This window comes from Pyrodictium brockii (genome assembly GCF_055379715.1).
This window is the reverse complement of sequence record NZ_AP042401.1, coordinates 469,781-493,618: the sequence shown is the minus strand read 5'-3', so window position 1 is coordinate 493,618 and position 23,838 is coordinate 469,781. Positions and strand designations below refer to the sequence as shown.

Here is a 23,838-nt window from a genome sequence, read left to right as displayed (position 1 = left end):
CGTCACCCGCCGCGCTGGACGGCCGCCACAGCCGCGGCCACGGCCTCTGCGGTGAAGACGCCGGCCAGGGACACGAGGCCCCCGGGGCTGGGGACCGGCTGGAGGGGGGCGGGGGCGCCGAAGAGCCTTAGAGTGTAGAGCGCCGCATGCATGGCGAAGACTCCGAGGAGCACACCGTAGGCCGACATGAGCAGCCCTAGGAGGCTGAGCGCGAGGGCGAGGGCCAGCCGGGCCTCCTGGAGGGGGACCCCCATGCTGTAGAGCGTCTCTATATCCCCCTCCAGGGACTGGACGGCCCTCCTGCACGCCATGTAGGCTATAGGCAGGTATACCGCCGCCACAAGGTAGGCTAGGATCCTGGCATACTCCGAGAGGGCCGCCTCCAGCCCCTCAAGCACCGGCTGCTGGCCGGGGACGCTGCACAGCCTATACTCCTCCCCGGCCAGGCCGCTCCACGCCCCCGCCGCCAGGACTATGGACGCCGCGTAGAGGCCCCCGCCCCCGTGGATGCATGAGACCAGGTAGCTGCGGCAGCCCCCGCCCATGCACAGCGTGAGCCTGGAGCCAGGCCTGGCCCCGAGCATGCCCGCCAGGAGGCTTCCCAGGGAGAGCGGGGCCTCCCCGGCCGCCCGGCAGCCGGTAATCCCCTGGAAGCCCCCGGCATCGACTAGGAGCACGGGGGCCTCCAGCGCCCTGCCCCCAGCCTCTACCCTCGCGAAGGCAAGGTGCACGGTGGCGCAGCCCTGCGCCCCGGCGCCCGGGGGCAGCAGTAGGAGCGAAGAGCCCTCCCACCGCGCCAGGAGGGGCTTGGCCTCCTCCAGCGCCCTGGGCACGAGGCTGTAGGCCGACGCCAGCGCCGCCGGCGTAGAGACAGCCACCAGTAGTAGGAGGAGCACATCCCTGTGCATAGCCGCGGAGAGCAGCACCCTCAGCAGCGCTGGGAGAGAGGCAGCCCTCCCCACGGCAGCCACCACGCTGGCCCATCGGGGTTCAGCGGCTCCTCCCCCGGGCCTCGGCCTCGAGCCTCACAAGCCTATACTTCCTATAGGCTGCCGCGGCCAGCATGGCGGCCACGTAGACGGTTGTAGCCGCCATTATCGGCTTCAGCCTTATACCCCAGGGGGTGTAGTTGAGCACCAGCCCTATCAGCGGGATTACGGCCAGCGAGAGGCCTATGGAGAGGGCGAGCCTCTCAAGGGGTGTAAGGCTCCCCTCCTCCGGGTAGAGGGCCTCCACAAGGACGTAGCCCGGTATGAAGAGCACGTAGATGCTCCCAGCCACGTAGCGTAGAGGCTTGGCTGGCGGCGCCGCCCCCGAGAGGGCCACCGAGGCATGGGTCAGCGCCACCAGGGCAACCACGGCCCAGAGCCATAGGCTGTAGTCGAGCCTCAGAAGGTACTCCCGGAGGCTCCTGGGCGGGGAGGGGTCTATGAGCCTCATCCTCCCGCCGGCTATGTCCTGGTATAGGCTCTTCAGCACGCTGTACAGCTTCTCCCCCCTCTCCAGGCGCTCCCTCACGAGCTGCTCGAGGGTCTTCCCCTCCAAGGCCCCTCTCTCACCCTGGGCTGACCAGCTTGAGGTATAGGTGGTTCCACCTGCCCGTGTAGACCCAGCCACCCTTCCCCGGGTCGTAGACCCATAGCTCGAATATCAGTGCTACTCGCTGGCCCATGAGCCCCCGGGGAGGCTCCACCGGCACCACTACCCTGAATGTCGTGTTGCCGCCGTCTCCCAGGACCCCCCTCCACTCCATTAGCGGGGGCTCCGGGGAGGGCGTGGTGTTGCTTGGGAGCGTGGAGCCGTTGCCAACCTTGTAGACCACCTTGTAGTATATCGGCTCCCCCATGTGGTTGTCGACGAATATGCATAGGGTTAGGTTCTCCCCGGGGTAGGCCTCCGCCGGGTAGTAGCCTATCTTGCACTCCTCGTTGAGCAGGCCTAGCGCTGTGAACGGCTCTATGCTCCTCGGCCTCAGTATCATAGCCGCCGTGAAGACTGATGCAACCACTATGACCGCCATTATTACGGCGAAAACCTCCTCGTCCATTATGAGGCTGCTCCGGCTCCTCCCAGCCGGCCTCGTGGAGACGATCCAGCCCCTCCTAGCCCGGAACCATAGGTAGAGGTAGACGCGGGGTATCAGTATGTAGGCGGCGGGGGCCAGCGCGAGCGCGGCTGCGGCAAGACCGTAGCGGCGGACCACCATGCGGAGGTAGATGCCGCGGACCCCGGCCTTCAGGGCCTCCACAGTGCTGGCGGCGCTTGCCACCGCCGCCTCCGCGCCACTGTAGTCGCCTCGGTTGATCCTCTTCACGGCCTCGTCGAGCAGCTGGACTATACTGGTTACGTTCGCCCCACGGCTGTAGAGGAGTGACGCATCGTGCACCAGCGCCCCTATCTTCTGGTCGAGCGCAGCCACCGCGCCACGGCTCCCGGCCGCCGGCTGGAGCAGCACAGCCGCCAGGAGGGCTATAGCCGCTGGGACCAGGGCTAGGCGCACCAGCTACACCCCGTGCCCCCGGCTACGCCAGGGCAGGAGCTCCACACCCATGCGGCGGAGCTTCCTCGCCACCAGCTCGGCGCTCCTATACACCCTGTACGCCTCCTCGAGGCTCTCAGCGTCAAGCCAGGGCTTCGCAGGCATAGCCACTACTACCTCTACGCCCCTCCGCCTAAGCGCGTCCACCAGGTCCAGGGTATCGCGGACCATGTGGAGAACCATGGAGGCTATAAAGGTTCTTCCAGGCCTAGCCAGGGCATCCACAGCCTCCAGGGGCCCCGCCGGGACCACCCCCGCCCTCCCCGCCAGCCCCCTCAACGCCTGGAGAACCTCCCTGCTGGTCAGGGGCTCGGCGTACTCGTAGAGCTCCAGCCTCTCAGCGGCCTCGCTCTCCAGTATACGGTCCAGCAGGTAGGCTAGCAGGACCCTTGGGCTAGAGTGGGCTATTATCCTGCCCCGCGAGAGGTCGTAGGCTAGTAGGGGCTGCTCCCCCTGCCTCACCGCCGCCACAGCGGCCGAGAGCGCTGCCGAGGCCACAGCGTCGCATGTGGCGGGCCCCCTGCACCTGGTGTCGAACACCAGCGCCAGGCCGCCTGCCGGGGCCTCCCTGTAGTCCCTCACCATGAGCCTCTGCGTCCTAGCGGTGGCTTTCCAGTCGATCCTCCTGGGCAGGTCCCCGGGCACGTACTCCCTGGTCTCGTAGTACTCGCCCCCCATGCTCCTCAGGGCCCAGGGGGCTGGGAGGCCCTCGCCGGGCCAGGCGCCTAGCCCCCCTAGGCCCAGGAGGCCCAGCGCCTCGAGGACCCGGTAGAGGGTCTCGGGTAGAACCCTCAGCTCAACCCGGGCCTCCACCCCCCTCCTCAGCCTCAGGAGGCCTAGGGGCGCCTCGAACACCACCAGCAGCCGCTGGAGCCTGTAGACCCCGTAGTGGGCTGGGGCGAGCCTAGCCCTCACCCTCACCCCGGCCCCGTCCACGGGCACAGTTTCCAGGACATGGAGCCAGGCTGGCAGCGACCCCTCGTCGAGGCGGGCGCGGCCCCTGCTGCAGGCGACTGCTAGCTCCACCACCGGCCTCTCCCACGGCCACAGCCTCCTCTCCACCCGGGGCCCGGCGCTGCAGGACGCCCTCCCCGGGCCCAGGGCCAGGTAGGCGAGGTCCAGGACCAGGGGGAGAGCCGCCAGCGCCAGGGCTAGGGCTAGCAGAGGGTCCCCCGTAGCCGCGTACAGCGCGGCCAGGGCGGCGGCTACCGCTGCCAGCCCCGCCCCCCGCTCGGTGAGCTCCACGCTCAAATCTTCGGTACCTCTACCTCCTCGAGCACCCTAGACACTATGGCTGAGGCATCCGCCCCCTCGGCCTCCCGCTCAGGCCTAAGGACTATCCTGTGGCGCAGCGTGTAGGGTGCCAGCTGCTTCACGTGGTCGGGGATCACGTAGTCCATGCCCTCTAGGAGGGCCAGCGCCCTGCTACCCTTGTAGAGCCATATCGACGCCCTCGGGGAGGGCCCTAGGAGCACCTCCTCCCTCCTCCTCACAGCGTTTACTACATCGACTATGTACTTCCTCACCGAGGGGGCTACGTGCACGCCGCGGGCGGCCCTCCTCAGCTCGGCCACGTCCCGGGGCTCCAGGACCTTCCCCACTCTAGCCTCGTCTATCTCGTCTATCCTCGACAGCAGCTCCACCTCCATCTTTGGGTCGGGGTAGCTCGAGGCGTAGGAGTAGGCGAAGCGGTCCCTCAGCACGGGGGTTAAGGGGTAGGTCCCCTCAGAGCCGACGGGCATCTGGGAGGCCACGACCATGAAGGGCTCCGGCAGCCTGAGCGTCTCGCCCTCGATCGTCACCTGCCCCTCCTGCATCGCCTCCAGCAGCGCGCTCTGCGTCCTTGGGGGTGCCCGGCTGAGCTCGTCGATGAACAGGACGTTTGCGAAGATGGGGCCCTTCCGGAGCACCCACTCTCCTCTCCGGAGGTCGTAGAAGTAGGTGCCAAGTATGTCCGATGGCAGGAGGTCGGGCGTCATCTGGACTCTTCTAAACACGCCCCCTATCACCTGGGCGAAGAGCTTTGCCGTCGTCGTCTTCCCGACCCCTGGAGGCCCCTCTATCAGCACGTGGCCCCCGCTGACCAGGGCGACCGCCAGGAGCCTAAGGAGGTCCTCGTAGCCCAGTATGTACCTCCTAAGCTCCTCGATGGCCTCGGCCAGCTTCGCGGCCGCGCTGGGCTGCATGACGCATCTCCTCTGCAAGCCTCTTCAACGTATCCGGGTCCCAGCCGGGGTGGAGCGCCAGGAGTCTTTCAACCTCGCTCTCGGGGCCGGCGCTCCTCCCCCTACGGCGGGCCGCCCTGTAGAGCCTCCTGCCCGCCTGGTAGGCTGCCAGGCCCAGAGCCGCCGCCAGGGGGTAGCGGAGCGAGGTCTGGAGGGCCGCTGCCGCAGCGCCTGCCAGCAGCCTCCTCGCGGCCGTGTAGAGGCCTGGGCTCCACTTGTCCGCGACTATATAGGCCCTCCTCCCCCCGGCCAGGAGCCTCGCGAGCTCCAGGTTGTCCCCCAGCCCCAGCATGGAGTTTATGAAGACGCTTGAGTCCGCTACCAGGTAGAGCCTCCCCCGCCCCAGCCGCGCCTCGAGGACCGTGCAGAAGGGGCCGTGGGGCTCCCCGGGGTCGTGGCGGCCGTTCATGTTGGCGTCTATGTAGCTGAATGGCGTGGAGTAGCCTATACACCTCCCCTCCGCGGCCTCGATGAACGTGCCGTAGTTTAGGTAGACTCTCAGCTCTCTGCCCCCCACCGCGACCCTGGCGAGCGGCAGGTACTGGGAGCGGTGCATGAAGAGGGGGTCTGCCAGCAGCGAGCCGTTAAGCCTCACCCTCAGCCCCATGAGGGCCAGCAGCGTGTTCGCCGTGCCGAAGTCGTCGGCTACGACCAGCACCCCGCCCCTCTCCACGAAGGCTTTGAGTGCTCTAGCCTCCTGGGCTGTGAAGGGCCGGCTGGGGCCTATGACGAGGACCAGGCTGTCCCCGGGGAGGCTCCCCGCGTCCATGGCGGCGACGGGCCTGGCCCCCAGCAGGGCCGCCAGCCTGCTCATGCCGTTCCAGAAGGGGTTGTCCAGGGCGAAGTCGTCGGTCGAGGGCACCAGGGCTATGATCACCAGGAGCAGCGCCAGCGAGAGGGCCAGCCCCGCCGCGGCAGCCCTCCTCACGGCTCTCCTCCCCCGGCTGCGAGGCTGTGGAGCGCTGCTAGGAGCCTCTCCATGCGCCTGCGCAGCTGCTCGAGCAGCCCCCTGGGGCCGCCGGGGCCGTAGGCTATCCTCTCCAGCCCGAGGAAGACCTCCTCCACAGCCCTGTAGATGCTCTTGGGGAGCCTCCCCCGGATCCTCGCCAGGTACTCCCTGAGCGTGTAGCTGGGCCTAGGCTCCACCCCGGTGGCCTTCCTCAGGGCCTCCAGGAGCCGGTGGTAGAGGCCCCGTATCCCCCCGCCGCTCCCGGGGGGCTGCTGCGGCGCCGGCTCAGCCGCTCCAGCGGCCCCGCCCCTCCCCGCCCCTCTCCCGCGTCCACGCCTCAGCAGGAGGCCCGCCGCGGCAGCCAGCGGTGAAGAGGCTGCTACGAGCGCGGGCGTGTTGTACACCCTGACCCTGATCTCCTCGTCCACGCTCCTGTAGCTGGGGCTGAGCGGCTCAACGCGGACGTGGATGCTGGCCACCGTGCCTAGGTAGCTGTGGGGCACTCTCAGCTCCAGATCCGCTCTCCTCCCCTGGAGGGCCAGGCTGAGCCCGGCCTCGGGGCTCGAGACGACTATCCTCGAAACGGTGTCTGTGAGCACCTCCAGCCTGCCGGGCAGCCCGGTGAGGAGCAGGCTTGGAGCCCTCACCTCTACGTGCGGGGTGAGCCTCCGGACCCGGAGGGCTAGCTGGACAGACGCCGGGCCTATGGCGCCCTGGGGGAGCGTCCTTACAGTCACCGTGTAGGCTCCCTCGGCCGCGTCCGGGGGGACCCTCACCTGGATCCTGGCCGGGCCCTCGACTGGGCCTAGCAGCTGCCTGCCGGTGAACGGCGTCTCGACCACCACTCTAAGCCCCCTCATGGTCTCTATCTCTAGCGTGGTGCTCTCCCCGGGGGCCAGGGTGTCCCTGGCAAGCCTCGCCTCGAGGGGAGGCTCCACGTAGTCCACGTGGACTGTTATGGTCGCCGACCTCGAGTACCTGTAGAGCCCCCTGTCGGGGCCCTGGGGCGTGTACTCGGCGTACACCGGCACGCTGTGCATGTAGATGTCCAGCCTCGTCTCCAGCGCGTAGCAGCCCCCGGGGCCCGTGACGGCCTCCAGGGTCTCAGGGCCTAGGTGGACTAGCACCCTCCTACCCGGCAGGGGCTCCCCTGCAGCCGTCTCGAGGCAGCCCGCCAGGTGGAGGATGCCGCCGGGGGCCAGGCTCGCCGGCTCGGCCGTCACGTTTACACGGGTGGGTGTCAGCTCCACCAGCCCCTGGGCCTCCCTCTCGAGGCTCCTAAGCTCCGCCTCCAGCCTCTCCAGGGCACCGCCTATACGCGCCAGGATCTCCTCCAACCCCCTGCCGGGTATGCCGCGCCTCTCCAGCTCCCTGGCCGCGTCCCTTAGCTCGTCGTAGGTCACCCTGGCCCCCGTGAGGCTCGTCCTCGCCTTGTCGAGCAGCTTGGCGGCCGTACCGGGGTCCGACACTGCTATGCTCCTCCTGGCCTCCGCCAGTAGGCTCCTCGTCTCGTTGACCTGAGCGGCGAGCCTGTCTAGCAGGCTGTTAAGCCTCTCAAGGGTGTAGCGGAGGCCCGCCGGGGCGTAGACCTGCTCCGCGAGGGACAGCCCCGCCCTGGCGGCCGAGAGGTTCATTGACCCGATTGCCTCCGCGACCCTGGCGTAGAGGGCCAGGAGGGCTAGGGGGCTGGGCCCCTCCCCCCTCGCGGTGGAGGGGTCCACGTGCCTAGGGGGCCTGGCGGCCCAGGCTGCCGCCAGGGCGAGCAGGGCCAGGAGGGCTAGGGCTGGGAGTACGCGCCTCCTCACCGCCCGAGCACCTCGGCCACCCTGAACCCCACGGCTATGGTGAAGGCTGCGAGGAGCGCGGCGTGGAGCCAGTCCCTACCCCTCCTCGCAGGCCTGAGCACAGCCTTGACCACGGTGTACTCCAGCGTGTACATCGCTATGTATGCGTCCAGCCTCTCCTCCCCCAGGGCCCAGAGCGTGGACACGGTTAGGGCCACCATGATGGCGAGCAGCGTGTTGGCTAGGCGGCTCCTATCCACCATGAGGCTCTACCCCTCGGGCCTCCCGACGACTATCCTCCTGGCCCGGGGCCCGGCCCTCCGGTCGGCCTCCAGCAGGGCGCTCCCCCATAGCAGGGCTGCGGCGGAGGCGGCCACCACCCCGTATATGCTCCCCACGGTGTCCTCGAGGCTCGCCGGAGCCGCCACGCGCTCCCCGTGGACCTCGACCACCAGCCTGTCCCCCTGGTCGACGCAGTCCAGCCAGTCGGCTAGGCCTAGGAGGTCTGTGAGCAGGTACCCCACCGCCGCGCACGGCTCCGTGAAGCCCTCCACCATGCTCCCCGAGACGGGCGAGCGGAGGACCAGGACCGGCCTCCCCCCGCAAACCGTTATCGGCGTGGCCGGGGGCCCGCCGGGGCCGGGGCAGCCGGCCGCCCCGACGTAGATGTAGACCGTGCCGCCGCTGCTCCGGTACAGGCTCGGCCCCCGGGCCCCGAGGGCCTCCAGGAGCCCGGCTATGTTCGAGAACGCGTTCTCGAGGAGCAGGAGGGCCTCCCTCACCCCGGTGCAGGCCTCGGGGGTGAGGTACATGGATGCGCCCACCACCGCCAGGCCCAGCCAGAGGGCCGTGAGGGGCCCGGGGCCTATGAGCAGGTAGGTGGCCGCCGCGAGCACCGCCGCCGAGACTGCTACGGCTAGCCCAGCTGCCTGGTAGGCGGCCATCGCCGGGCCTCCCTGCCCCACCGGGGCCCGCGGCACCTAGCATCTTAAACCCTCGCATACCGTAGGTGCTAGCCGCGCGGCCTGGAGGCTCCAGGCTCCCTCTCCCGGGGCCGCGGGGGCTTGCAGGGGTCTTGAGGGCCGGCATGAGGGGCCTGACGGTACTGATACCCGTCCTCGACGAGGCCGAGGCTATAGGCAGGGTTATAGACGAGGTCGTCTCGGCGGGCGTCCCCAGGGAGAACATCCTGGTCGTGGACGGGGGCAGCAGGGACGGGACGGTCGAGATAGCCAGGGCCCGCGGGGTGAGGATGGTGAGGCAGGAGGGCCGCGGGAAGGCTATGGCTGTCAAGACGGGGCTGCGCCACGTCTCAACCCCCTACGTCCTCGTCATGGACGGGGACTACACGTACCCCGCGGAGTATATACCCGTCCTCTACCGGGTCCTGGTCGAGGGCGGCTACGACCTAGTGATAGGCGCCCGCGTGCCCGAGCGGGGCGCGCAGAGCCTCGTCTACCGGGTGGGGAACGCGCTGCTCACAAGGCTCTTCAACCTCCTCTTCGGCACCAGGCTTAGCGACGTGCTGAGCGGCATGTACGCGGCCCGGACCAGGAGGCTCCGGGAGCTGGGCTTCGAGATGCAGGGGTTCAGCATAGAGTCCGAGATAGCCGCCCACGTGGCCTCCACCACGGGGAGGATAGCGGAGGTCCCCATCAGGTACAGGAGGAGGCTTGGGAGGAAGAAGCTCCGGGTCCTCCACGGCCTGTCCATAGCCAGGGACATGGTCCGGCTCGCGTGGAGGTACAACCCCGCCTTCCTCATATTCCTGCTAGGCGGCCTCCTCCTCGCCCCGGGGCTCGGGCTGGGGGGCTGGGTCGCCTACATGTACCTGGCCCACGGGGTCAAGCACTACGTGAAGGGGCTGGCAGCGGTGGTGCTCTCCTCCACGGGCCTCGCCAGCCTCCTCCTCGCAGTGATGGCCCTCTACCTTAAGAGGGCCGAGATGAGGCTCCAGAGGAGGCTGGAGGAGCTCGCCGAGAGGCTCAACCGCCTACTGGAAGAGCGCGTCGATGAGGGGGGAGAGGGGCCTGGCGAGCCTCCCAGCCCTCTCCCCGAGCAGCCCCCGGGCCAGGTCGCGGAGGTCGCGGCGCTCCAGGACCCCCAGCCGGCCGTAGGCGGGGTAGCTGAGCGCGAGGAGGGCGGCGCCCGCGAGCCAGTGGAGCCCCAGGATCCTGGCCAGGGCAGCCAGCGCCGCGGGCACGGCGGCAGCCCCGCCTAGCAGCCTCCAGTCGAGCCGCAGGCCCAGGCCCCCGGCCACGGCCGCGCTGTAGGCCAGCCCGGCGTAGGAGCCCAGGGCGTACGCCACGGCCGCCCCGAGGCCGTGGAGCCTGGGGACGAGGACGAGGTAGAGGAGCAGCCTGGGCAGGCTGGCGGCGAGGCCCTGGGCGAGCACCAGGCGGTACCTCCCATGGGCGTAGGCCAGGCTCGACACGGTCGCGTTGACCGCGTCCGGCAGGAAGCCCGTGAGGAGGACGGCCAGCTCAGCCGAGGCGGAGGCGTAGCCCCTGCCCAGGAGGCCCAGGACCAGCCCGGGGTAGGCGGCGGCGTAGAACGCCACGGGGGCGGTGACGGCCAGGCTCACCCTCAGGGCCCTCCAGGCGGCCCCACCCCTCCCCCCGGCCATGCCGCTGAGCACCGGGAGGAGGAGGCTCAGCACGCTCATACCGAGCCCCGTAGCGAGGCCCGCGGCGGCGAAGGCCACGTAGTAGTAGCCCGTCTCCACGGCCCCGCTGCTCCCGTAGACGAGTAGCACGCCCAGCCACTGGCCGGCGAGGACCACGACGCCCGGGGCCCAGGAGGCCAGGCCGGCGGCCAGGACCCCCGCCACCGCGGCCGCGTCCAGGCCGAGCCAGGCCCCGTAGCGCCTAGCCAGGTAGGGGAGCCCCACCAGGAGCACCGCGGCGGGGAGGAGGGCGTAGCCCGCCACCACCCCGGGGAGCCCGGCCCCGAGGGCCACGAGCCCCGCGCCCAGGGCCAGCTTGGAGAGGTTGCCCAGCAGCCTGGAGGCGAGGACCAGGTCGCTGCGGAGGAGGGCGAGCAGGGCAGCCTCCACCACCCCGGCCACGCCCAGCGCCGCCAGGGCGCCGGAGAGGAGGAGCATCCGGGGCCCGAGGCCCCCCAGCCCCCGGCCCGCGAGCCCCAGGAGGGCCAGGGCGGAGCCGGCGGCCAGGTAGACCAGGGCCATAGCGTAGAGCGTCGACCAGAAGACCCTCCGGAGGCAGGCCTCGTCCCCAGCCCCCAGGCACCTGCCCAGCCGGTGCTGGAGCCCGGCGCCCGCACCGAGCCCCGCAGCCCCCGAGACGAGGCCGGCGAGCCCAACCACGGCCGAGGCCCTGCCCAGGAGCCCGGGGCCGGCGAGCCTCGAGACCACGAGCCAGTAGAGGAAGCCGCCGAGAGCGTTAACCAGCCTAGAGGCGTAGAGCCAAAGCCCCCCGCGCACAAGCCTGGAGAGGCTCAAGCCCGCCCAGAACCCCGCAGGAGAGAAGGGCACCAGGCCCCGGGAGGGAGGCTTTTAACCCCCGCCGCCCCACGCCGCCCGCACCCCAGGCCGGAGGGGCCCCGGGAGTGCCGCTACTCGCGGAGCTGGCGAGCCGCCTAGACCAGGGCCCCGGTAGCCGGGCCCTCGAGAAGGCGAGGGAAGCGGTAGCCAGGATACTCCTCCCAGAGAGGATCACGGGGCCCCTCATCCAGAAGTACATCCGGAAAGCAATACTCAACCACACCTGGCACACCCTACCCCCCGAGACCAGGGCGCTCATGCTCCTCGCCCGCCGCCTCCCAAGAATAAAATCCCCCACCCTAGCATCCATCCTGAAGCAGGCATTCCTGAGAATAGAGCTCGCAACCACCCGGGGCCAAGCCCTCCTCTACGGAGCACTCATAGCCATGAAGAAGGCGGCCCAGGACCTCCACAGGCTACTCCACAACGCCAGCAAGCTACTCATACTAGGACTATCCTACCTCAACAACCCGCCGATATACAGGATATACGGCTAGAGCCCCCCCCGGGAGCCGTGAAGGCCCACAGCCCAGAGACGGCAGGCACCGGGGCAGCGGACACGGCCAGCCAACCTAGAAGCCGCCGAGCCCCACGCAGACGAGCATAACACGGCAGCACGGACCACGACATGCAGGAAACAGTGCCAGACACGCCAGCAGTGGACACAGCCCTGCTAGAAGCCGCCGGGGCAGCCCTCGCAGCCATGCACTTCGGGGTGCCCCTAGCCTACTACTTGTACCTCAGGAGGGCCTGGCTCCACAGGCCCTGGAGGCTGAGGAGAGACCCCGGGTACACGCCCAGGGTGAGCATTATTATCCCCACGTATATGGGTGCCCGGCACATAGCTAAGAGGCTCGACAAGCTTGTTCTCGAGCTTGTCAGGGAGGAGTTCGAGCCAGACGCCGAGGGCCTAACCTACATGCCCGTGGCCCCCACTACTACCTGGCCCTGCAGAAGTCAAAGACCGCGGTGAGGGTTGACGACCTGGGCGACGGCGCCAGGGCAGCGCTGCTGGCGGCAATGCTGGTCCTCGCCTACGAGCCCACAGTGCTCCTCATAGAGGAGCCGGAGCTTCACATGCACCCAGGAGGCCTCTACGCCTACACCCGCTTCCTCCTAAACCCCGCCAGGAGCGCGGGCCTCCAGGTAATAGCTACGACCCACAGCCACGAATTCATCTACACAGCCCGGAGGCTCTCGAGGGAGGCATAGGCCTTGAAGGGCTTCCAGGGCAGGCCTGGAGGAGGTTACAGTTAATGGCGGGGCAAGCGGTTTGGACCCTGAGGAGGGTTAGGGCTGAGAACTTCCTCAGCCTCAGGAGGGTTGAAGTGGAGCTCGGCAGGCTGAACGTGTTCATCGGCAAGAACGCCAGCGGCAAGAGCAACCTGGTGAAGCTTCTGAGGTTCGCCAGCCTACTAGCCGTAAAGCAATTCATCTCCGAGGCGGCGAAGGGTATAGGGTACGAGGACGTCGGTGATATAGCGTACGGGAGAGACCCCCACGCCCGAGTCTCGATAGCCTTGGAGGCCGCCCTAGACCAGGAGTACAGGTATACCATCACGTTTAGGGCGGACGGCGTCATAGAGTCGGAGGAGCTCCAGGCGGGGGGCAGGGTCCTCTTTAAGCGCGAGGACGGCCGGCTGGAGTACCTCCGGGAGGACGGGTCCCTAGCTAGGGCCCATATAAGCGACAATCAGGCGGCACTGTATGTATTGAAATACTCGCGCGACGCCAGCCCGGACGCGGCGGGGTTTACAGGCTTCCTAGGCTCATGGGCTTTCTACAACTTCAACCCCGCAGCGATTCGGGGGTCCAGCCCTGTAGGCGCCTCCGAGGAGCTAGACTATGACGGCGGGAACCTCCCCCAGGTCCTACTCACGCTGCTGACTACCAGGAGGAGGGAGTTCGTCAGGGTCGAGGAGCTGCTGCGCGCTGCTGTCCCGGGGGTCGAGGAGCTGCTCACCCCCATAAGGGATGGCAGGGTTTGGATAGCCGTCCGCGAGGAGGGGTTCGAGAGGCCCTTCGGGCCCGAGCACCTGTCGGATGGGACGCTCAGGCTGCTGGCCTTCATAACAGCCCTGGCGCTCCCCAGCCCCCTAGTCTCCTTCGAGGAGCCGGAGAACTGCGTGCACCCCGAGCTCCTGGGATCCCTAGTTGAGCTTATGAGGCTGAGCGGGAGGCAGGTGATCGCCACGACGCACTCGCCGAGCCTCCTGGACCACGTGAGGCCGGAGGAGGTCTACCTGGTGGTCAAGGTTGAGGGCGGGACTAGGGTCAAGAGGCTCTCAACGGTGGAGGACATCGACGCTGTGAGGAGGTTCCTAGAGCTTGGGGGGAGCCTCGGGGAGGCTTGGCAGAGCGGCCTCCTCGAAAGCGGGTACTAGTGATTGTTGAGGGCCCCAGCGATAGGGGCTTCGTTAAGGCGCTCCTGGGGAAGCTGGGGGGCAGAGTCGAGGCTAGGGTCGCAGTGATGAACGGCTATAGGCCAGACAAGGCGGCTAGGATAGTGGAGGCCTACCACCACAAAATAGACCTGGCAATAGTGTTGCTGGACAAGCACTGCAACCCTGAGGAGAGGATAGCAGGCATGGCGGAGGCGATTAGGGGGAGGGTCTCGGAGGAGGCGAGGAGGAAGCTCCGGATCATACCCGTCTCGAGGGCCATAGAGGCCTGGGCCCTAGCGGACCCGGATGCGCTCCGGAGCATATGCGGCGAGGCGCGCTTCACCGGCAACCCCGAGGAGCTACACGACCCCGCCAAGGAGCTTAGGAGGGAGCTAGCCAGGTGCGGCAAGCTATACGTCAAGACCCCCGAGTGGGGCCGGGTGCTCGGAGAGAAGGTGGACCCTCAAAGGGCGTCGAGGGCGAGCAGGTCCCTCAGGGAGTTCCTCGAGGCACTTGAGGACCCCTGACCCGAAAATGAAGCTCATAGCGGCTGGAGCCCCACTGCCCGTCAACACCGGCCTGGCGGGGCGCAGGGTTGAGGATGCCAGAGCCGACACCGGCGAGCCCAGGCGTAGCCAGCGCGCCCCCAAGGGAGCCCTCCGCGGAGCACGTGTACTCGATGATGAGGTATAACGTCATAGCCCTCGTTGGGTCCCTCGTCTCGCCGCCCTTTCACAGGTACGGGGGCGCCCCGCGGGAGGAGGGTGGAGGCCTTCAGGGTGATAAGTGGGATCAGGAGGAAGCTCCTGGAAACCTACGGGCCCACGGACTACGACTCGGCGGAGGAGATAAGGCGCTGGAGGGATGCGAGGAGGTAGCCGCAGGATCGTGGTCGACGCCAGCGTGGCGGTGAAGTGGTTCGCGCCCGAGAGGGGTCAGGAGAAGGCCTTAAGGTTGCTCGAGAAATACCGGGACGGCGAGGTGGAGGTTTACGCTCCAAGCCTCATAGTCTACGGGGTCTCTACATAGGGTTTACAGGCTCGGGGCCGATATGGTAGCTAAGGCGGTTGAGAGCCTCCTCGACCTCGGCATCACTATAGACCTCGACGCCGAGGCGTGGCGTCTAGCCGTAAAGCTGTCGTACGACCACAACATCACCATATACGACGCGGCGTATGCAAGCCTAGCCGCGCCAGCAGGCTCCACCCTAGTGACGAGCGACAAGAAGCTGTACAACAAGCCAGGAAACGTATTAGATGCAGCACTCCTAGACAACCTGGGAGTGTAGACTACACCACACGCGTGGGAGGGATCCTTGTGAGGGCCGTCGTGACCGGCGCCGCGGGCTTCCTGGGGAGCCACCTGGTGGACAGGCTCCTCCGCGAGGGCTTCAGGGTCACCGGCATAGACAACCTGTCCACGGGTAGCGCCGGGAACCTGGAGGGGGCCCTGGACATTAAAAATAATAGGACAAGAGAAACTGGAGAGATAACAGCATTGGAAACTATAGACGTAGACATACTACTAGCAGAACTTAGGCCAACTATTGAAATCAGTAGACGCGAGAATACCCTGCCCCTTGGAAACTTGTTGAGAAAATACCAGGTCGAATTGATAGTAAGGTCCTCTATTCATTTACGGGGGATGCAGAGTATGCCGAGAAGTTAAAGGCGTTAAGAGGTAAAGCTTACCATGGAGCTTATCGAGTGGACTAATATTCAAAGCACACAACAACTAATTACATCGTTAGAGCAGTTTCTAAAAGAGGTATTCAGGGATAGGCTGAGAGAGGAAGTCCAAAAGCTTCATAAATGGATTCCTAAAGGAAAACCAGAGAGCTTTGAATACTTGCGCCCCGTGAATGTACATAGGGCTGCCAAATGGTATGTAATCATCCAGAAGTTGAAGGAGAGAGGTTACTCTTTCGACTTAAGGTTCTCGATGGAAATAGAGGAATTCCAGAGTCTCCTACTATTCGCATACGCGCTCGACCTCTTAGCACGATCAAATGCGCTATCTCTCGATGACAGCAGGGTTAGAGGGGCATTACTTGATAGATCTAGGTTCGAGGCCCTCATCTATGAGGTACTTGTAGCAGCCAACTATGCTTCAAACGACTTCAAAGTAGAGTTGCCAGACGTGCTTGGAACTGGAAGAGTAGACGTCTATGCTAGGAAGGGTAATGTAGAGGTTTACGCAGAGTGTAAGAGGCTTAGGAGAAGCGAGAAATATGTTGACGTCGCTATCAAGGCTATGCGGTCATTGAGCGAACAAAGGTTTTGTGGAATAGTTGATGTGACGGTGAAAAAGGTTCCAAGGACTAATAGGGATCTGGAAGAAATAGTCAAGCTCATTGAAAAAATTATTGCTGGTGATATCAGAGAAGCTTCCCACGAACAAGCCATTATCAGGACTCAGAAATTACCTAAAATTATTGAAAACATCTATGAAATAAGCATACCACAGCCCGAGAACGTAGAGTTCTTAGCATCATCATCGTACGTAGGGGTGTTTAATGGGGTTTTCAAGGTTAAAGAGCCTAAAATAATAATTGTAAGAAATCCGGATAAGCGGGAGAAGATAGAGAAGCAGCTACTAAACGAGCTAGGGAGGGCTCGAGAACAGCTTAAAAGCGTCGAAGCCTATGGTGGGATGCGTAAAGTAATCTATGTGGATGTATCTGATGTTGCCGGTAGACCTATATTGCAATTGCCTGAGCTAATAGGAACCAGTATAGGTCCTGAGATATTAGGCTCTTATCTTGAGCAGAAATCTAGAGAGTGGCTCTCTGAGCATCCGGGCATAGACGCCATAGTCTTAACACAGAACAAGCTATACCTCGATCAGCTTGGATATCCCTATGCAATGACCGTTGAAAACAAGCCTGTATTAGCATACATAGCCCCTGGATGGGCAATTGAAACTATGATAATTCCCGTCCCACGTGACGCGTCTCCTGAAGTCCTAGTGAACCTAGGTGTTGAGATGGTTAAAAGAGGCAACTACAGGCTAGCTGAATTCTACTATAGAAAAGCTATTGATTCTAAGCCAGACCTTAAGGAGGCGTGGAATAACCTAGGACGCCTATATACCGAGTTTCTTGGAAGACCCGATATAGGATTGAAGTATTTGGAGAGAGCTCTTGAAATAGATCCAAGCTATACTTCAGCCCTGATAAATAAAGGCATAGCCTTGGCGATGCTGGGAAGATATACTGAAGCGCTAAGGGAACTCGATAAAGCCCTAAGGCTTGATCCCCGCCAGTACAAAGCCTGGTACAATAAGGCCTTCATACATTTCATCCTCGGACAATACGATGAAGCTTACAGGTCTTGTTCCAGGTCCTTAGAGCTGAAACCAGATTACACTCCTGCAAAGAAGCTTATGGAGGAGTTAAAGAGAAGAGGTTGATGCTGGAAGCAACAATACTATCCCCTAACAAGGAATACATGGAATGCATCATAACGTCTAGCTCCATTAGGACAACATAGATGTCTAAAACGATCTATAGACTAGGCGTAAAACTAGCCGAGAAGCCAGGACTACACAAGACGAGGATTGATAGATACCTAGAGGTCATCGAGCCCTATATAGACAAGTGCAACATAATGTTAGGCCTTGGATGCGGTAGTGGAGCATTCGCCATAAGGCTCCGTGAGAGAAAGGAAAAACAAGTAGCAGCGCTAGACATAGACTGCAAAGCACCAAGAGCATAGAGGAGCCGCTAGCCGTGAAACTATGTGGAGACGCAGAAAACATACCACGAAGAAGCGAAAGCATCGACGCAGTCATAGCCATAAGCCTGCTCGAACACCTACACAACCCCAGGAAATGCCTCCAGGAGATAAACAGAATACTAAGGAATGGAGGATACCAATCATACAGCTACCAAACCTCCAAAACACTATCTAGAACCACATGCAACGCTCCCACTACTCTTGCTACCACGTAAGCTAAAAGAAACTGTTAGGATAAAAGATAAAATAGGCTATCCATACATAAACCTTGAAGTCACAGCAATGAACCCGGCGAAAGGGACCCCGCTAACACTAAGGCTCATGGAGAGAGTAAAAATATACCATAAGATCAAGACGCCTTCATGGCCGTCAGCATGGATCCTGGTATACAGGAAACATAGCCAGACAGGCCAGCAGTGAACACAGCCCTGCTGGAGGCCGCTGCGGTAGCCCTAGCGGTAGTACACTTCGGGGTGCCCCTAGCCTACTACCTGCACCTCAGGAGGGCCTGGCTCCGCAGGCCCTGGGGGCTGGGGAGGGATCCCGGGTACACGCCCAGGGTGGTAGTGGTAGTGCCGACCTACAACGAGGCAGGGCTCATAGAGCGTAAGCTCGACGACATCTACAGGCAGGACTACCCCCGCGAAAAGCTCGAAGTAGTGGTAGTGGACTCCGCCAGCACCGACGGCACCCCGGAGAAGGCTAGAAGGTGGGCCTCCAAGCACCCAGACCTAAAGGTCAGGCTCGTAGAGGAGCCCGCCAGGAGGGGCAAGGCGCACGCGCTAAACACAGCGCTAAAACACATCCCGCCGGACGCCGAGGTCGTAATCCTAACCGACGCAGACTCGTTCTGGCCCCAGAGAGACACGGTGAGGAGGGCCGTAGCCTACCTGGCAGACCCCACCGTGGGCGCCGTCTCCTGCCTCAAGAGGCCGGCGGGCCAGGGCCCCGGGGGCGTCGAGGAGGCCTACAGGAGCCTCTACAACCAGGTAAGGCTCGCGGAGAGCAAAGCCCACTCAACACCAGTATTCCACGGGGAGCTAGCAGCCTACAGGAAGAGCCTCCTAGAGGAGATAGGAGGATTCCCGGAAGACCTCGGCGCAGACGACAGCCACACAGCAACCCTAATAGCGCTCAAAGGCCACAGGGCGATAACACCCGAAGACGTATGGTGCACAGAGCTAGTGCCGAGAAAAGGCTACACCAGGTGGAGGATCCGCAGAGCGCAACACCTAACCCAGCACTTCCAGAAAACACTAAGGATAAGACATAGGACACCAAAGCAGTTCAAGAAAATACTGCTAATGGAAACATACCTACACCTACTCAACCCATGGCTACTACTTGTAGCCGCAACACTACTAGCCCTAGCCGCAGCCCACAAAAGCCCCCTAGCCATCATACTACTAGCACTAGCCGCAGCACTACTAGCATACAAGCCATACAGGACATGGATAACAACACAACTATACCTCATAGCAGCAATGATAAGAAACCTACACACAAAGGAGATAACGTGGGAAAAGCAGACCAAATAATACCCCATGAAGATCCTCTACGTAGCCCCTAGGTATCATCCACACATTGGCGGCGTGGAGTACGTTGTCAAGTCACTGGCAATAAGGTTTGCTAAAATGGGTCACCAAGTAACAGTTCTCTGCGGAGAACCAGGAATCGATAAGCCTGTAGAGGAAGAACTAGACAATGTACATGTAATAAGATGGCCGACACTCGCCCCCAACAATGCATACCATATACCCCGGCGTAAAAACGATTTTGAGAAGCTCTTAAAGAAGCTAGCAAAAACGCATGATGTAGCACACGTTCATAGCGCCCATGCAGTATTACCGGTACACGCCGGGCTTAAACTGAAACAATACAATCCAAGCCTAAAACTAGTCTTCACCCCCCACTACCATGGAACAGGTCATACACTGACAAGGAGGCTTTTATGGAATATTTTCTGGCGAAGCAGAATAAACAAGCTAGCCAAAATAGCAGATACAATACAATCAGTAAGCCCCTATGAGGCTCAACAACTCCAAAAACACTATCCTTATATAAAATATAAGATAACCGTAATACCAAACGGAGTAGACGAAGATGTATTAAACTATAAGTGGAGAGGCCTAAACAGCGACTACATGATCTATGCGGGTAGAATAGAGAAATATAAAAGATTAGAACTAGCAGTAGACCTTTCAAAACAATTAGGCCTAAGACTAGTTATACTAGGCGGTGGATCATATAAAAACAAACTCAGGAAATATATTGAAAGATTTTATTCGGGAGAAGTAGAATTTCATCCACCACAGCCGAGGCGAACCTATTTAAAACTACTAGCAGGTTCTAGGTATGCAGTAAATCCAAGCAAACACGAGGCCTTTAGCGTCTTCATAGCTGAAGCATTAGCTATGGGAGCACAGGCAATAATAACAGAAACAGTATTGAAAACGCTCCAGGCAGTTCCTCTTAGCATATTAAATCTTAATGGAGAAAAACTTTTCATAGCACGGTCATCCAACATTATCCCATGGAGTACTACAGCATTGAAGATAAAACAATTATACGAAGAAGTACAATAACTAGATTACCTACCCAGAAGACTAACCAACTATAGAACGAGCTCGTAAACTTAGTGATTAGCTAGTTAAAGTTTAGAGCATTGCACAACTGTAAAAATAATAAAATACTCTATATAACCTATGACTTTAATCCTCATTATGCTCATCGATATCAGTTCAGCGTTCTTAGAGGCGAGCGCATACGTTTATGGAGAAGACTTATTCCAGGAGACATGAAGCTTTTTTTAAATCCTCGATATATAGTGTTTAGTGAAGGGTGGAGACCCTCACTCTATGCTGGTCTTCTAAGATCCTTAGGATTGGCTAAAATACACATCAATATTTTGTTTGGAGACTTCATAGTAAACCCTAAACTTAGAGATATTGCAAAAGTACTTTATCGACAGTGGGTTGATGTAGCTATAGCAAACTCCTCCTTAACATATGAGCTTGCAAGGAAAATATTAGGCTTGAATAAAGAAAGGCTATTTATATGCTGGCCTGTTAGCCCCAAGATCAACGCGTTTAGAAACATAGAACCAAGGGTAGGCAGTGACATTCTTAGTATATGTTATCTTGGACATATAACTTTAAATGATGGAGCAGATTTCCTCCCAACCATATACCGTATACTTAAAAGAGAAATAAAAAACGCTAAGATGTACGTTATAGGTAGTCCATTAGAAAGAAACTCCACTTTATTCAGAAAGCTAGTTAGATTTTCGAAAAAAGAAGAAGGTTTCAGAGTTTTAGGTCCTCTCCCGGATGAACAAGTTAAGGAAATATTTGCTAGATGCATCTTCTTCGTCTATCCAGCCCGCTTTAAGGCTTTCGGATTGCCAGTCGTTGAAGCCATGTCAGCTGGGCTGATACCAGTAATCACAAAAAACGTAGGAGCAAGAGATTTTGTGGTGCGTCTCTCCCCAAAGCTAATTGTTGATTCACCCGAGGAGATAGTAGAGACTATCTTAAAGATCTACACGCATGGCAAAGACTACATAAGAGAACTGTCTCATGTAGCGAAGCATGTAGCACTAAGTTACAATGAGAATATTGCAAAAAGAAGGTTCATAAGAATACTTAAAACAATCTTGTCTAAGCTGAGGGAGTAGAATCTTGTTCCTTAAGCTATTTAGGACTTATCTTGAAAAGAATAGAGAGTTAGTGTTTAGGTGCGGTATTCGCGTGATAAGGATAGTCATTGAAGATTTACTTCTACTTGGTTAATGGTATAGTTCAAGCCCTCAGGCTGAGATCATATGGAATCAGAGTATCACCACGCTTGATAAGGGCATTAAGCAGAGTATACATAAATGCTATAATAAAACCCGAAAGCGGGATCATTAAAAGATACACTAGAATACTATTAGTAGTCACATACCTGCTTGACAGATCACTTTATATAATACCCGATTTGGCTTCAATCGGGTTACTATGGCATGTGAGAGATATTCGTGACTATGAGTACCTAGTGAAATTCAAGCCTAGATCGATAATTATTGATATTGGTGCACATATAGGATTGTTTACAACACATGTGTATAGAAACTTGAAATGTGATTGTTTTTGTATTGCTTATGAACCTCATCCACTCAATTATGCATTACTAAGACTAAATACTAGACTTAATAACGTCAGTAAGTGCTTGATTAAACCTTATGCTCTTTCGCTACGAAAAGGCAAGACAAAGCTCTACATACATGAGGAGTCGGGAGGACATAGTACGCATGTACAAAGTTCGAGATTAATTATAGTTAGAACAACCTCATTAGATCACGAAATAAAACATGAGCTATCACAAATACTAATTAATCTAACATCGGTGAAAAAGCATAATATCTATGTAAAGATAGATGTAGAGGGGGCCGAAGTAGATGTATTGAAGGGTTCTATGCGATTTATAAGGATTCTAAAGCCCTATATAGTACTTGAAGCAGATAGAGCAAATATTTTAAAGATCTTGTCAATGCTTAAGTCCAATAATTACCTTTTATTCATTACACCTTTTGGTTCTGGAAAGGTTCATATACATGCTATTCCAGCAAGATAGAAGGCATAAGTATATCATTACAGCGTTAACTAAAATAATAGTATTGGCGACAATAATAGTAATTGCAATATTTTATCTTTCTTACTTAAACATACCTAGGCATTATAATATAATTTCCATTGCATACTCATATGAATTATTCAAGCATGGTCACATTAACATACCCACCAGCATAGATTGGCATCGGTATTGGGGGGACGCGGTTGAGGTTGAAAAACTGTATCCAACACCTGCACTTCTTCACCTAATATTTATAACAATCGCTGGTATACCTTGGACCTACGCTGGGTACATACCTTTAGTCTTTGTTTTAACCATCGCATTTTACGTTTTTCCTTGGAAATTAATGCAAAAGATAAGGAAGAATTCGGAGTTTCCTAAGTCATTCTCAGCTTTCATACCCATAATATATTATGCATATGTGGTTTACTTGGCTCTTGGAATACTCTATAGTGGTCGTGCACACTGGGGCACACTCTTACCCGTGTTTATAATCTATGCTCTCATACTCATGGACAAGACTAATGTTAAGTCATGGTTTACTGTATTAACCTTGTTTGCATTGCTGTTGTCGATAACATATTATACAGCATCCTTTGCAGTATTCTTTGCGGGATCCCTCATACTTTTCTTATCATCGCTTACATCACATACTATACTAGAGGTTGATGAAAACGAGAAGAAGGGCTTAGTGATCATCTCTCTAATCATAATATTAGCTATCTTCCTGCTGAACCCTTTCCTTGGCATGGAGATCAAAAGGGAGGGATTAACTATTAGGAATTACCTTCATCAAGTACTCAGCTTATTCACCATGGGCGCTCTTGAGCGTAAAACTCAAGCATATGTTTATAAGGCTGTAGCAGGCTATGACCCTATCACATTTATCCTTAAAAGAGTAGAACAAATAGTAAAAGGGGTAAGCGTTATCTCGGTATATCTTTACTCTTTCTTGTACATAATTTTAAAAGCCTTGGGAGGAATGAAGAAGAATATGGCCAAAAAATTGGAAGGAACAATATTTGATGATGGGCTGGTAGCCTTTCTCTCAATGTTTATCCTCTTAATGGGAATTGGATCGAAGCTCTTCTATAGGGGTTTGGAGTTTAGGTTTGAAACTCTATTCGGTCTGCCCATAGCACTTCTTCTGGCTTACGACATAGTTAAGGTATTTACAAAGAAGAGTGTTGCGAGAAATTCGGTAAATTTAGTCCTTTACAGCCTGTTCTTTTTAATAATTATTTCCTGCATAGGAGCCTTCATGGAAAACTACTTATACGGTGTTGATCCAACTACAAGATTCTATACCAGCGGCTTTTCACAATACTTAGCCCATGTAGAGGGAAGAATCGTAGTGTACAGCGATATGGCAACATCGAGCGATCTCCTATTTAAGCTCGAAGTACGCAACTTGACAAGCTATGTCTCCCCAACCCCCTACATAAATAGGCGGATTGTACAATTACTAAGCAATGCCTCAGGATGCACGGATATCGAGGAGTTGGAAAAGATGCAAGTACAATATGTCTTCTATTTTTCTTCTTTTTCACCGATAAAAGTTATGGGGGCAGAAATGTTATCTGGAGAGGGCTTTTTTAAGCTCTCACCATTTGTAGTCCGCCAAGAGACACTTCTTTATAATGCGGGGAGAGCTGTCTTACTTAAGCTAGGGCTAATCAATGCATAACTAATACGTTTCACTTGCAATGCCCCTCGTTATATTATTTAAGTCACTAATAAGAATTCTTATTGTTACTAACCTATACTGATTTGAGGGTAGTGGAGGCACCTTAGCCACGCACCTTACAACTAAGCTTTTAGTCAGAGCAGAGTATTTAATATAACAGTTACTGTTAGCACCAAGAATCCGGCTAAGGTAAACAATGTATGAGAAGCCGATGAAGGGCTTTGATGTACTATATGTTCCATCATATTCCTCCTGCGGCTACCCTCTAATACCTATTGCTAGGAGGCTAGGGGGGTTGTTGCACATCTCCACGACTACAGAGTGGTATTCTAGATGATATCAGTTATGAGGCGAAGTACGAGGTCTACGAACATGGTAGCATTAAGAGAGCTATCCTAGGCTCAATGCCAGCACCAA

27 protein-coding genes are annotated in these 23,838 nt (G+C 58.6%); 18 read left to right on the top strand and 9 right to left on the bottom strand.

Translation table 11 applies throughout. The features are described 5' to 3' along the window. Window positions 1-2: 2 nt before the first annotated feature. From ACZ42Y_RS02815 to ACZ42Y_RS02775, 9 genes are read right to left on the bottom strand one after another with little or no spacing between them, the layout of a single operon-like run. Complete coding sequence (locus tag ACZ42Y_RS02815) at window positions 3-962, bottom strand: hypothetical protein (RefSeq protein WP_464735640.1); 960 nt, start codon at window positions 960-962, stop codon at window positions 3-5. Window positions 963-990: 28 nt separating this feature from the next. Further along, a complete protein-coding gene (locus ACZ42Y_RS02810) occupies window positions 991-1,545 on the bottom strand; it encodes a DUF1616 domain-containing protein (RefSeq protein ID WP_058371522.1) in 555 nt (184 codons plus the stop codon). Window positions 1,546-1,555: 10 nt separating this feature from the next. Next, complete coding sequence (locus ACZ42Y_RS02805; RefSeq protein WP_464735639.1) at window positions 1,556-2,500, bottom strand: DUF1616 domain-containing protein; 945 nt, start codon at window positions 2,498-2,500, stop codon at window positions 1,556-1,558. Between the two features lie 3 nt (window positions 2,501-2,503). After that, window positions 2,504-3,784 carry a DUF58 domain-containing protein gene (locus tag ACZ42Y_RS02800; protein WP_464735776.1) on the bottom strand — a complete coding sequence of 427 codons (1,281 nt, stop codon included), beginning with the start codon at window positions 3,782-3,784 and terminating at the stop codon, window positions 2,504-2,506. Between the two features lie 2 nt (window positions 3,785-3,786). Continuing rightward, complete coding sequence (locus tag ACZ42Y_RS02795) at window positions 3,787-4,725, bottom strand: AAA family ATPase (RefSeq protein WP_058371524.1); 939 nt, start codon at window positions 4,723-4,725, stop codon at window positions 3,787-3,789. Further along, window positions 4,676-5,692 carry a DUF4350 domain-containing protein gene (locus ACZ42Y_RS02790; protein WP_464735638.1) on the bottom strand — a complete coding sequence of 339 codons (1,017 nt, stop codon included), beginning with the start codon at window positions 5,690-5,692 and terminating at the stop codon, window positions 4,676-4,678. Before ACZ42Y_RS02790 ends, ACZ42Y_RS02795 begins: the two co-directional genes overlap by 50 nt. Continuing rightward, window positions 5,689-7,518 (bottom strand): DUF4129 domain-containing protein, encoded by a 1,830-nt coding sequence (locus tag ACZ42Y_RS02785; protein ID WP_464735637.1) that lies wholly within the window; start codon window positions 7,516-7,518, stop codon window positions 5,689-5,691. The genes ACZ42Y_RS02790 and ACZ42Y_RS02785 overlap by 4 nt, the downstream gene beginning before the upstream one ends. Beyond that, complete coding sequence (locus ACZ42Y_RS02780) at window positions 7,515-7,760, bottom strand: hypothetical protein (RefSeq protein ID WP_058371527.1); 246 nt, start codon at window positions 7,758-7,760, stop codon at window positions 7,515-7,517. The genes ACZ42Y_RS02785 and ACZ42Y_RS02780 overlap by 4 nt, the downstream gene beginning before the upstream one ends. 6 nt (window positions 7,761-7,766) lie before the next feature. Continuing rightward, window positions 7,767-8,441, bottom strand: a complete 675-nt coding sequence (locus ACZ42Y_RS02775) for a hypothetical protein (protein ID WP_058371528.1) — start codon at window positions 8,439-8,441, stop codon at window positions 7,767-7,769. Between the two features lie 131 nt (window positions 8,442-8,572). Between ACZ42Y_RS02775 and ACZ42Y_RS02770 the strand changes: the two genes are divergently transcribed. From ACZ42Y_RS02770 to ACZ42Y_RS02685, 18 genes are all read left to right on the top strand, one after another. Further along, window positions 8,573-9,718, top strand: coding sequence for a glycosyltransferase family 2 protein (locus tag ACZ42Y_RS02770; RefSeq protein ID WP_464735636.1), 1,146 nt, complete (start codon window positions 8,573-8,575; stop codon window positions 9,716-9,718). A gap of 1,346 nt (window positions 9,719-11,064) precedes the next feature. After that, complete coding sequence (locus ACZ42Y_RS02765) at window positions 11,065-11,496, top strand: hypothetical protein (RefSeq protein WP_464735635.1); 432 nt, start codon at window positions 11,065-11,067, stop codon at window positions 11,494-11,496. 131 nt (window positions 11,497-11,627) lie between these two features. Next, entirely contained in the window at window positions 11,628-11,972 is a 345-nt protein-coding gene (locus ACZ42Y_RS02760) for a hypothetical protein (protein ID WP_464735634.1), read from the top strand. Next, complete coding sequence (locus tag ACZ42Y_RS02755; protein WP_464735633.1) at window positions 11,969-12,211, top strand: AAA family ATPase; 243 nt, start codon at window positions 11,969-11,971, stop codon at window positions 12,209-12,211. The genes ACZ42Y_RS02760 and ACZ42Y_RS02755 overlap by 4 nt, the downstream gene beginning before the upstream one ends. Before the next feature lie 44 nt (window positions 12,212-12,255). Beyond that, window positions 12,256-13,383 (top strand): AAA family ATPase, encoded by a 1,128-nt coding sequence (locus ACZ42Y_RS02750; RefSeq protein WP_464735632.1) that lies wholly within the window; start codon window positions 12,256-12,258, stop codon window positions 13,381-13,383. Beyond that, the gene (locus tag ACZ42Y_RS02745) at window positions 13,383-13,910 is read left to right on the top strand and encodes a DUF4276 family protein (RefSeq protein ID WP_464735631.1); all 528 of its coding nucleotides are present in this window, start codon (window positions 13,383-13,385) and stop codon (window positions 13,908-13,910) included. The genes ACZ42Y_RS02750 and ACZ42Y_RS02745 overlap by 1 nt, the downstream gene beginning before the upstream one ends. Beyond that, the gene (locus ACZ42Y_RS02740) at window positions 13,897-14,076 is read left to right on the top strand and encodes a hypothetical protein (protein WP_464735630.1); all 180 of its coding nucleotides are present in this window, start codon (window positions 13,897-13,899) and stop codon (window positions 14,074-14,076) included. The genes ACZ42Y_RS02745 and ACZ42Y_RS02740 overlap by 14 nt, the downstream gene beginning before the upstream one ends. A gap of 171 nt (window positions 14,077-14,247) precedes the next feature. Further along, window positions 14,248-14,412, top strand: a complete 165-nt coding sequence (locus ACZ42Y_RS02735; protein ID WP_464735629.1) for a type II toxin-antitoxin system VapC family toxin — start codon at window positions 14,248-14,250, stop codon at window positions 14,410-14,412. Window positions 14,413-14,434: 22 nt separating this feature from the next. Continuing rightward, complete coding sequence (locus tag ACZ42Y_RS02730; RefSeq protein WP_464735628.1) at window positions 14,435-14,671, top strand: type II toxin-antitoxin system VapC family toxin; 237 nt, start codon at window positions 14,435-14,437, stop codon at window positions 14,669-14,671. A gap of 29 nt (window positions 14,672-14,700) precedes the next feature. After that, entirely contained in the window at window positions 14,701-15,051 is a 351-nt protein-coding gene (locus tag ACZ42Y_RS02725) for an NAD-dependent epimerase/dehydratase family protein (protein WP_464735627.1), read from the top strand. A 24-nt stretch (window positions 15,052-15,075) separates the two neighbouring features. After that, the gene (locus ACZ42Y_RS02720; RefSeq protein ID WP_464735626.1) at window positions 15,076-16,794 is read left to right on the top strand and encodes a tetratricopeptide repeat protein; all 1,719 of its coding nucleotides are present in this window, start codon (window positions 15,076-15,078) and stop codon (window positions 16,792-16,794) included. Window positions 16,795-16,874: 80 nt separating this feature from the next. Beyond that, window positions 16,875-17,099: a class I SAM-dependent methyltransferase gene (locus ACZ42Y_RS02715; RefSeq protein WP_464735625.1), complete on the top strand. Its 225-nt coding sequence runs from the start codon at window positions 16,875-16,877 to the stop codon at window positions 17,097-17,099. A 14-nt stretch (window positions 17,100-17,113) separates the two neighbouring features. Next, window positions 17,114-17,335 (top strand): class I SAM-dependent methyltransferase, encoded by a 222-nt coding sequence (locus ACZ42Y_RS02710; protein WP_464735624.1) that lies wholly within the window; start codon window positions 17,114-17,116, stop codon window positions 17,333-17,335. A 201-nt stretch (window positions 17,336-17,536) separates the two neighbouring features. After that, complete coding sequence (locus ACZ42Y_RS02705; RefSeq protein ID WP_464735623.1) at window positions 17,537-18,658, top strand: glycosyltransferase family 2 protein; 1,122 nt, start codon at window positions 17,537-17,539, stop codon at window positions 18,656-18,658. 6 nt (window positions 18,659-18,664) lie between these two features. Further along, window positions 18,665-19,705, top strand: coding sequence for a glycosyltransferase family 4 protein (locus ACZ42Y_RS02700; protein WP_464735622.1), 1,041 nt, complete (start codon window positions 18,665-18,667; stop codon window positions 19,703-19,705). Between the two features lie 323 nt (window positions 19,706-20,028). Next, complete coding sequence (locus tag ACZ42Y_RS02695) at window positions 20,029-20,796, top strand: glycosyltransferase (RefSeq protein ID WP_464735621.1); 768 nt, start codon at window positions 20,029-20,031, stop codon at window positions 20,794-20,796. Window positions 20,797-20,885: 89 nt separating this feature from the next. Beyond that, window positions 20,886-21,734, top strand: coding sequence for an FkbM family methyltransferase (locus ACZ42Y_RS02690; RefSeq protein ID WP_464735620.1), 849 nt, complete (start codon window positions 20,886-20,888; stop codon window positions 21,732-21,734). A 43-nt stretch (window positions 21,735-21,777) separates the two neighbouring features. After that, on the top strand, window positions 21,778-23,421 hold the full coding sequence (locus ACZ42Y_RS02685; protein WP_464735619.1) for a hypothetical protein: 1,644 nt from the start codon (window positions 21,778-21,780) through the stop codon (window positions 23,419-23,421). The last annotated feature ends 417 nt before the right edge of the window (window positions 23,422-23,838 follow it).

Bases quoted from the DNA above. Each gene is read 5' to 3' on its own strand.
- ACZ42Y_RS02795 (WP_058371524.1), bottom strand. From the start codon at position 4,725: ATGCAGCCCAGCGCGGCCGCGAAGCTGGCCGAGGCCATCGAGGAGCTT.
- ACZ42Y_RS02780 (WP_058371527.1), bottom strand. From the start codon at position 7,760: ATGGTGGATAGGAGCCGCCTAGCCAACACGCTGCTCGCCATCATGGTG.
- ACZ42Y_RS02775 (WP_058371528.1), bottom strand. From the start codon at position 8,441: ATGGCCGCCTACCAGGCAGCTGGGCTAGCCGTAGCAGTCTCGGCGGCG.
- ACZ42Y_RS02760 (WP_464735634.1), top strand. From the start codon at position 11,628: ATGCAGGAAACAGTGCCAGACACGCCAGCAGTGGACACAGCCCTGCTA.
- ACZ42Y_RS02750 (WP_464735632.1), top strand. From the start codon at position 12,256: ATGGCGGGGCAAGCGGTTTGGACCCTGAGGAGGGTTAGGGCTGAGAAC.
- ACZ42Y_RS02735 (WP_464735629.1), top strand. From the start codon at position 14,248: ATGCGAGGAGGTAGCCGCAGGATCGTGGTCGACGCCAGCGTGGCGGTG.
- ACZ42Y_RS02730 (WP_464735628.1), top strand. From the start codon at position 14,435: ATGGTAGCTAAGGCGGTTGAGAGCCTCCTCGACCTCGGCATCACTATA.
- ACZ42Y_RS02720 (WP_464735626.1), top strand. From the start codon at position 15,076: ATGGAGCTTATCGAGTGGACTAATATTCAAAGCACACAACAACTAATT.
- ACZ42Y_RS02715 (WP_464735625.1), top strand. From the start codon at position 16,875: ATGTCTAAAACGATCTATAGACTAGGCGTAAAACTAGCCGAGAAGCCA.
- ACZ42Y_RS02700 (WP_464735622.1), top strand. From the start codon at position 18,665: ATGAAGATCCTCTACGTAGCCCCTAGGTATCATCCACACATTGGCGGC.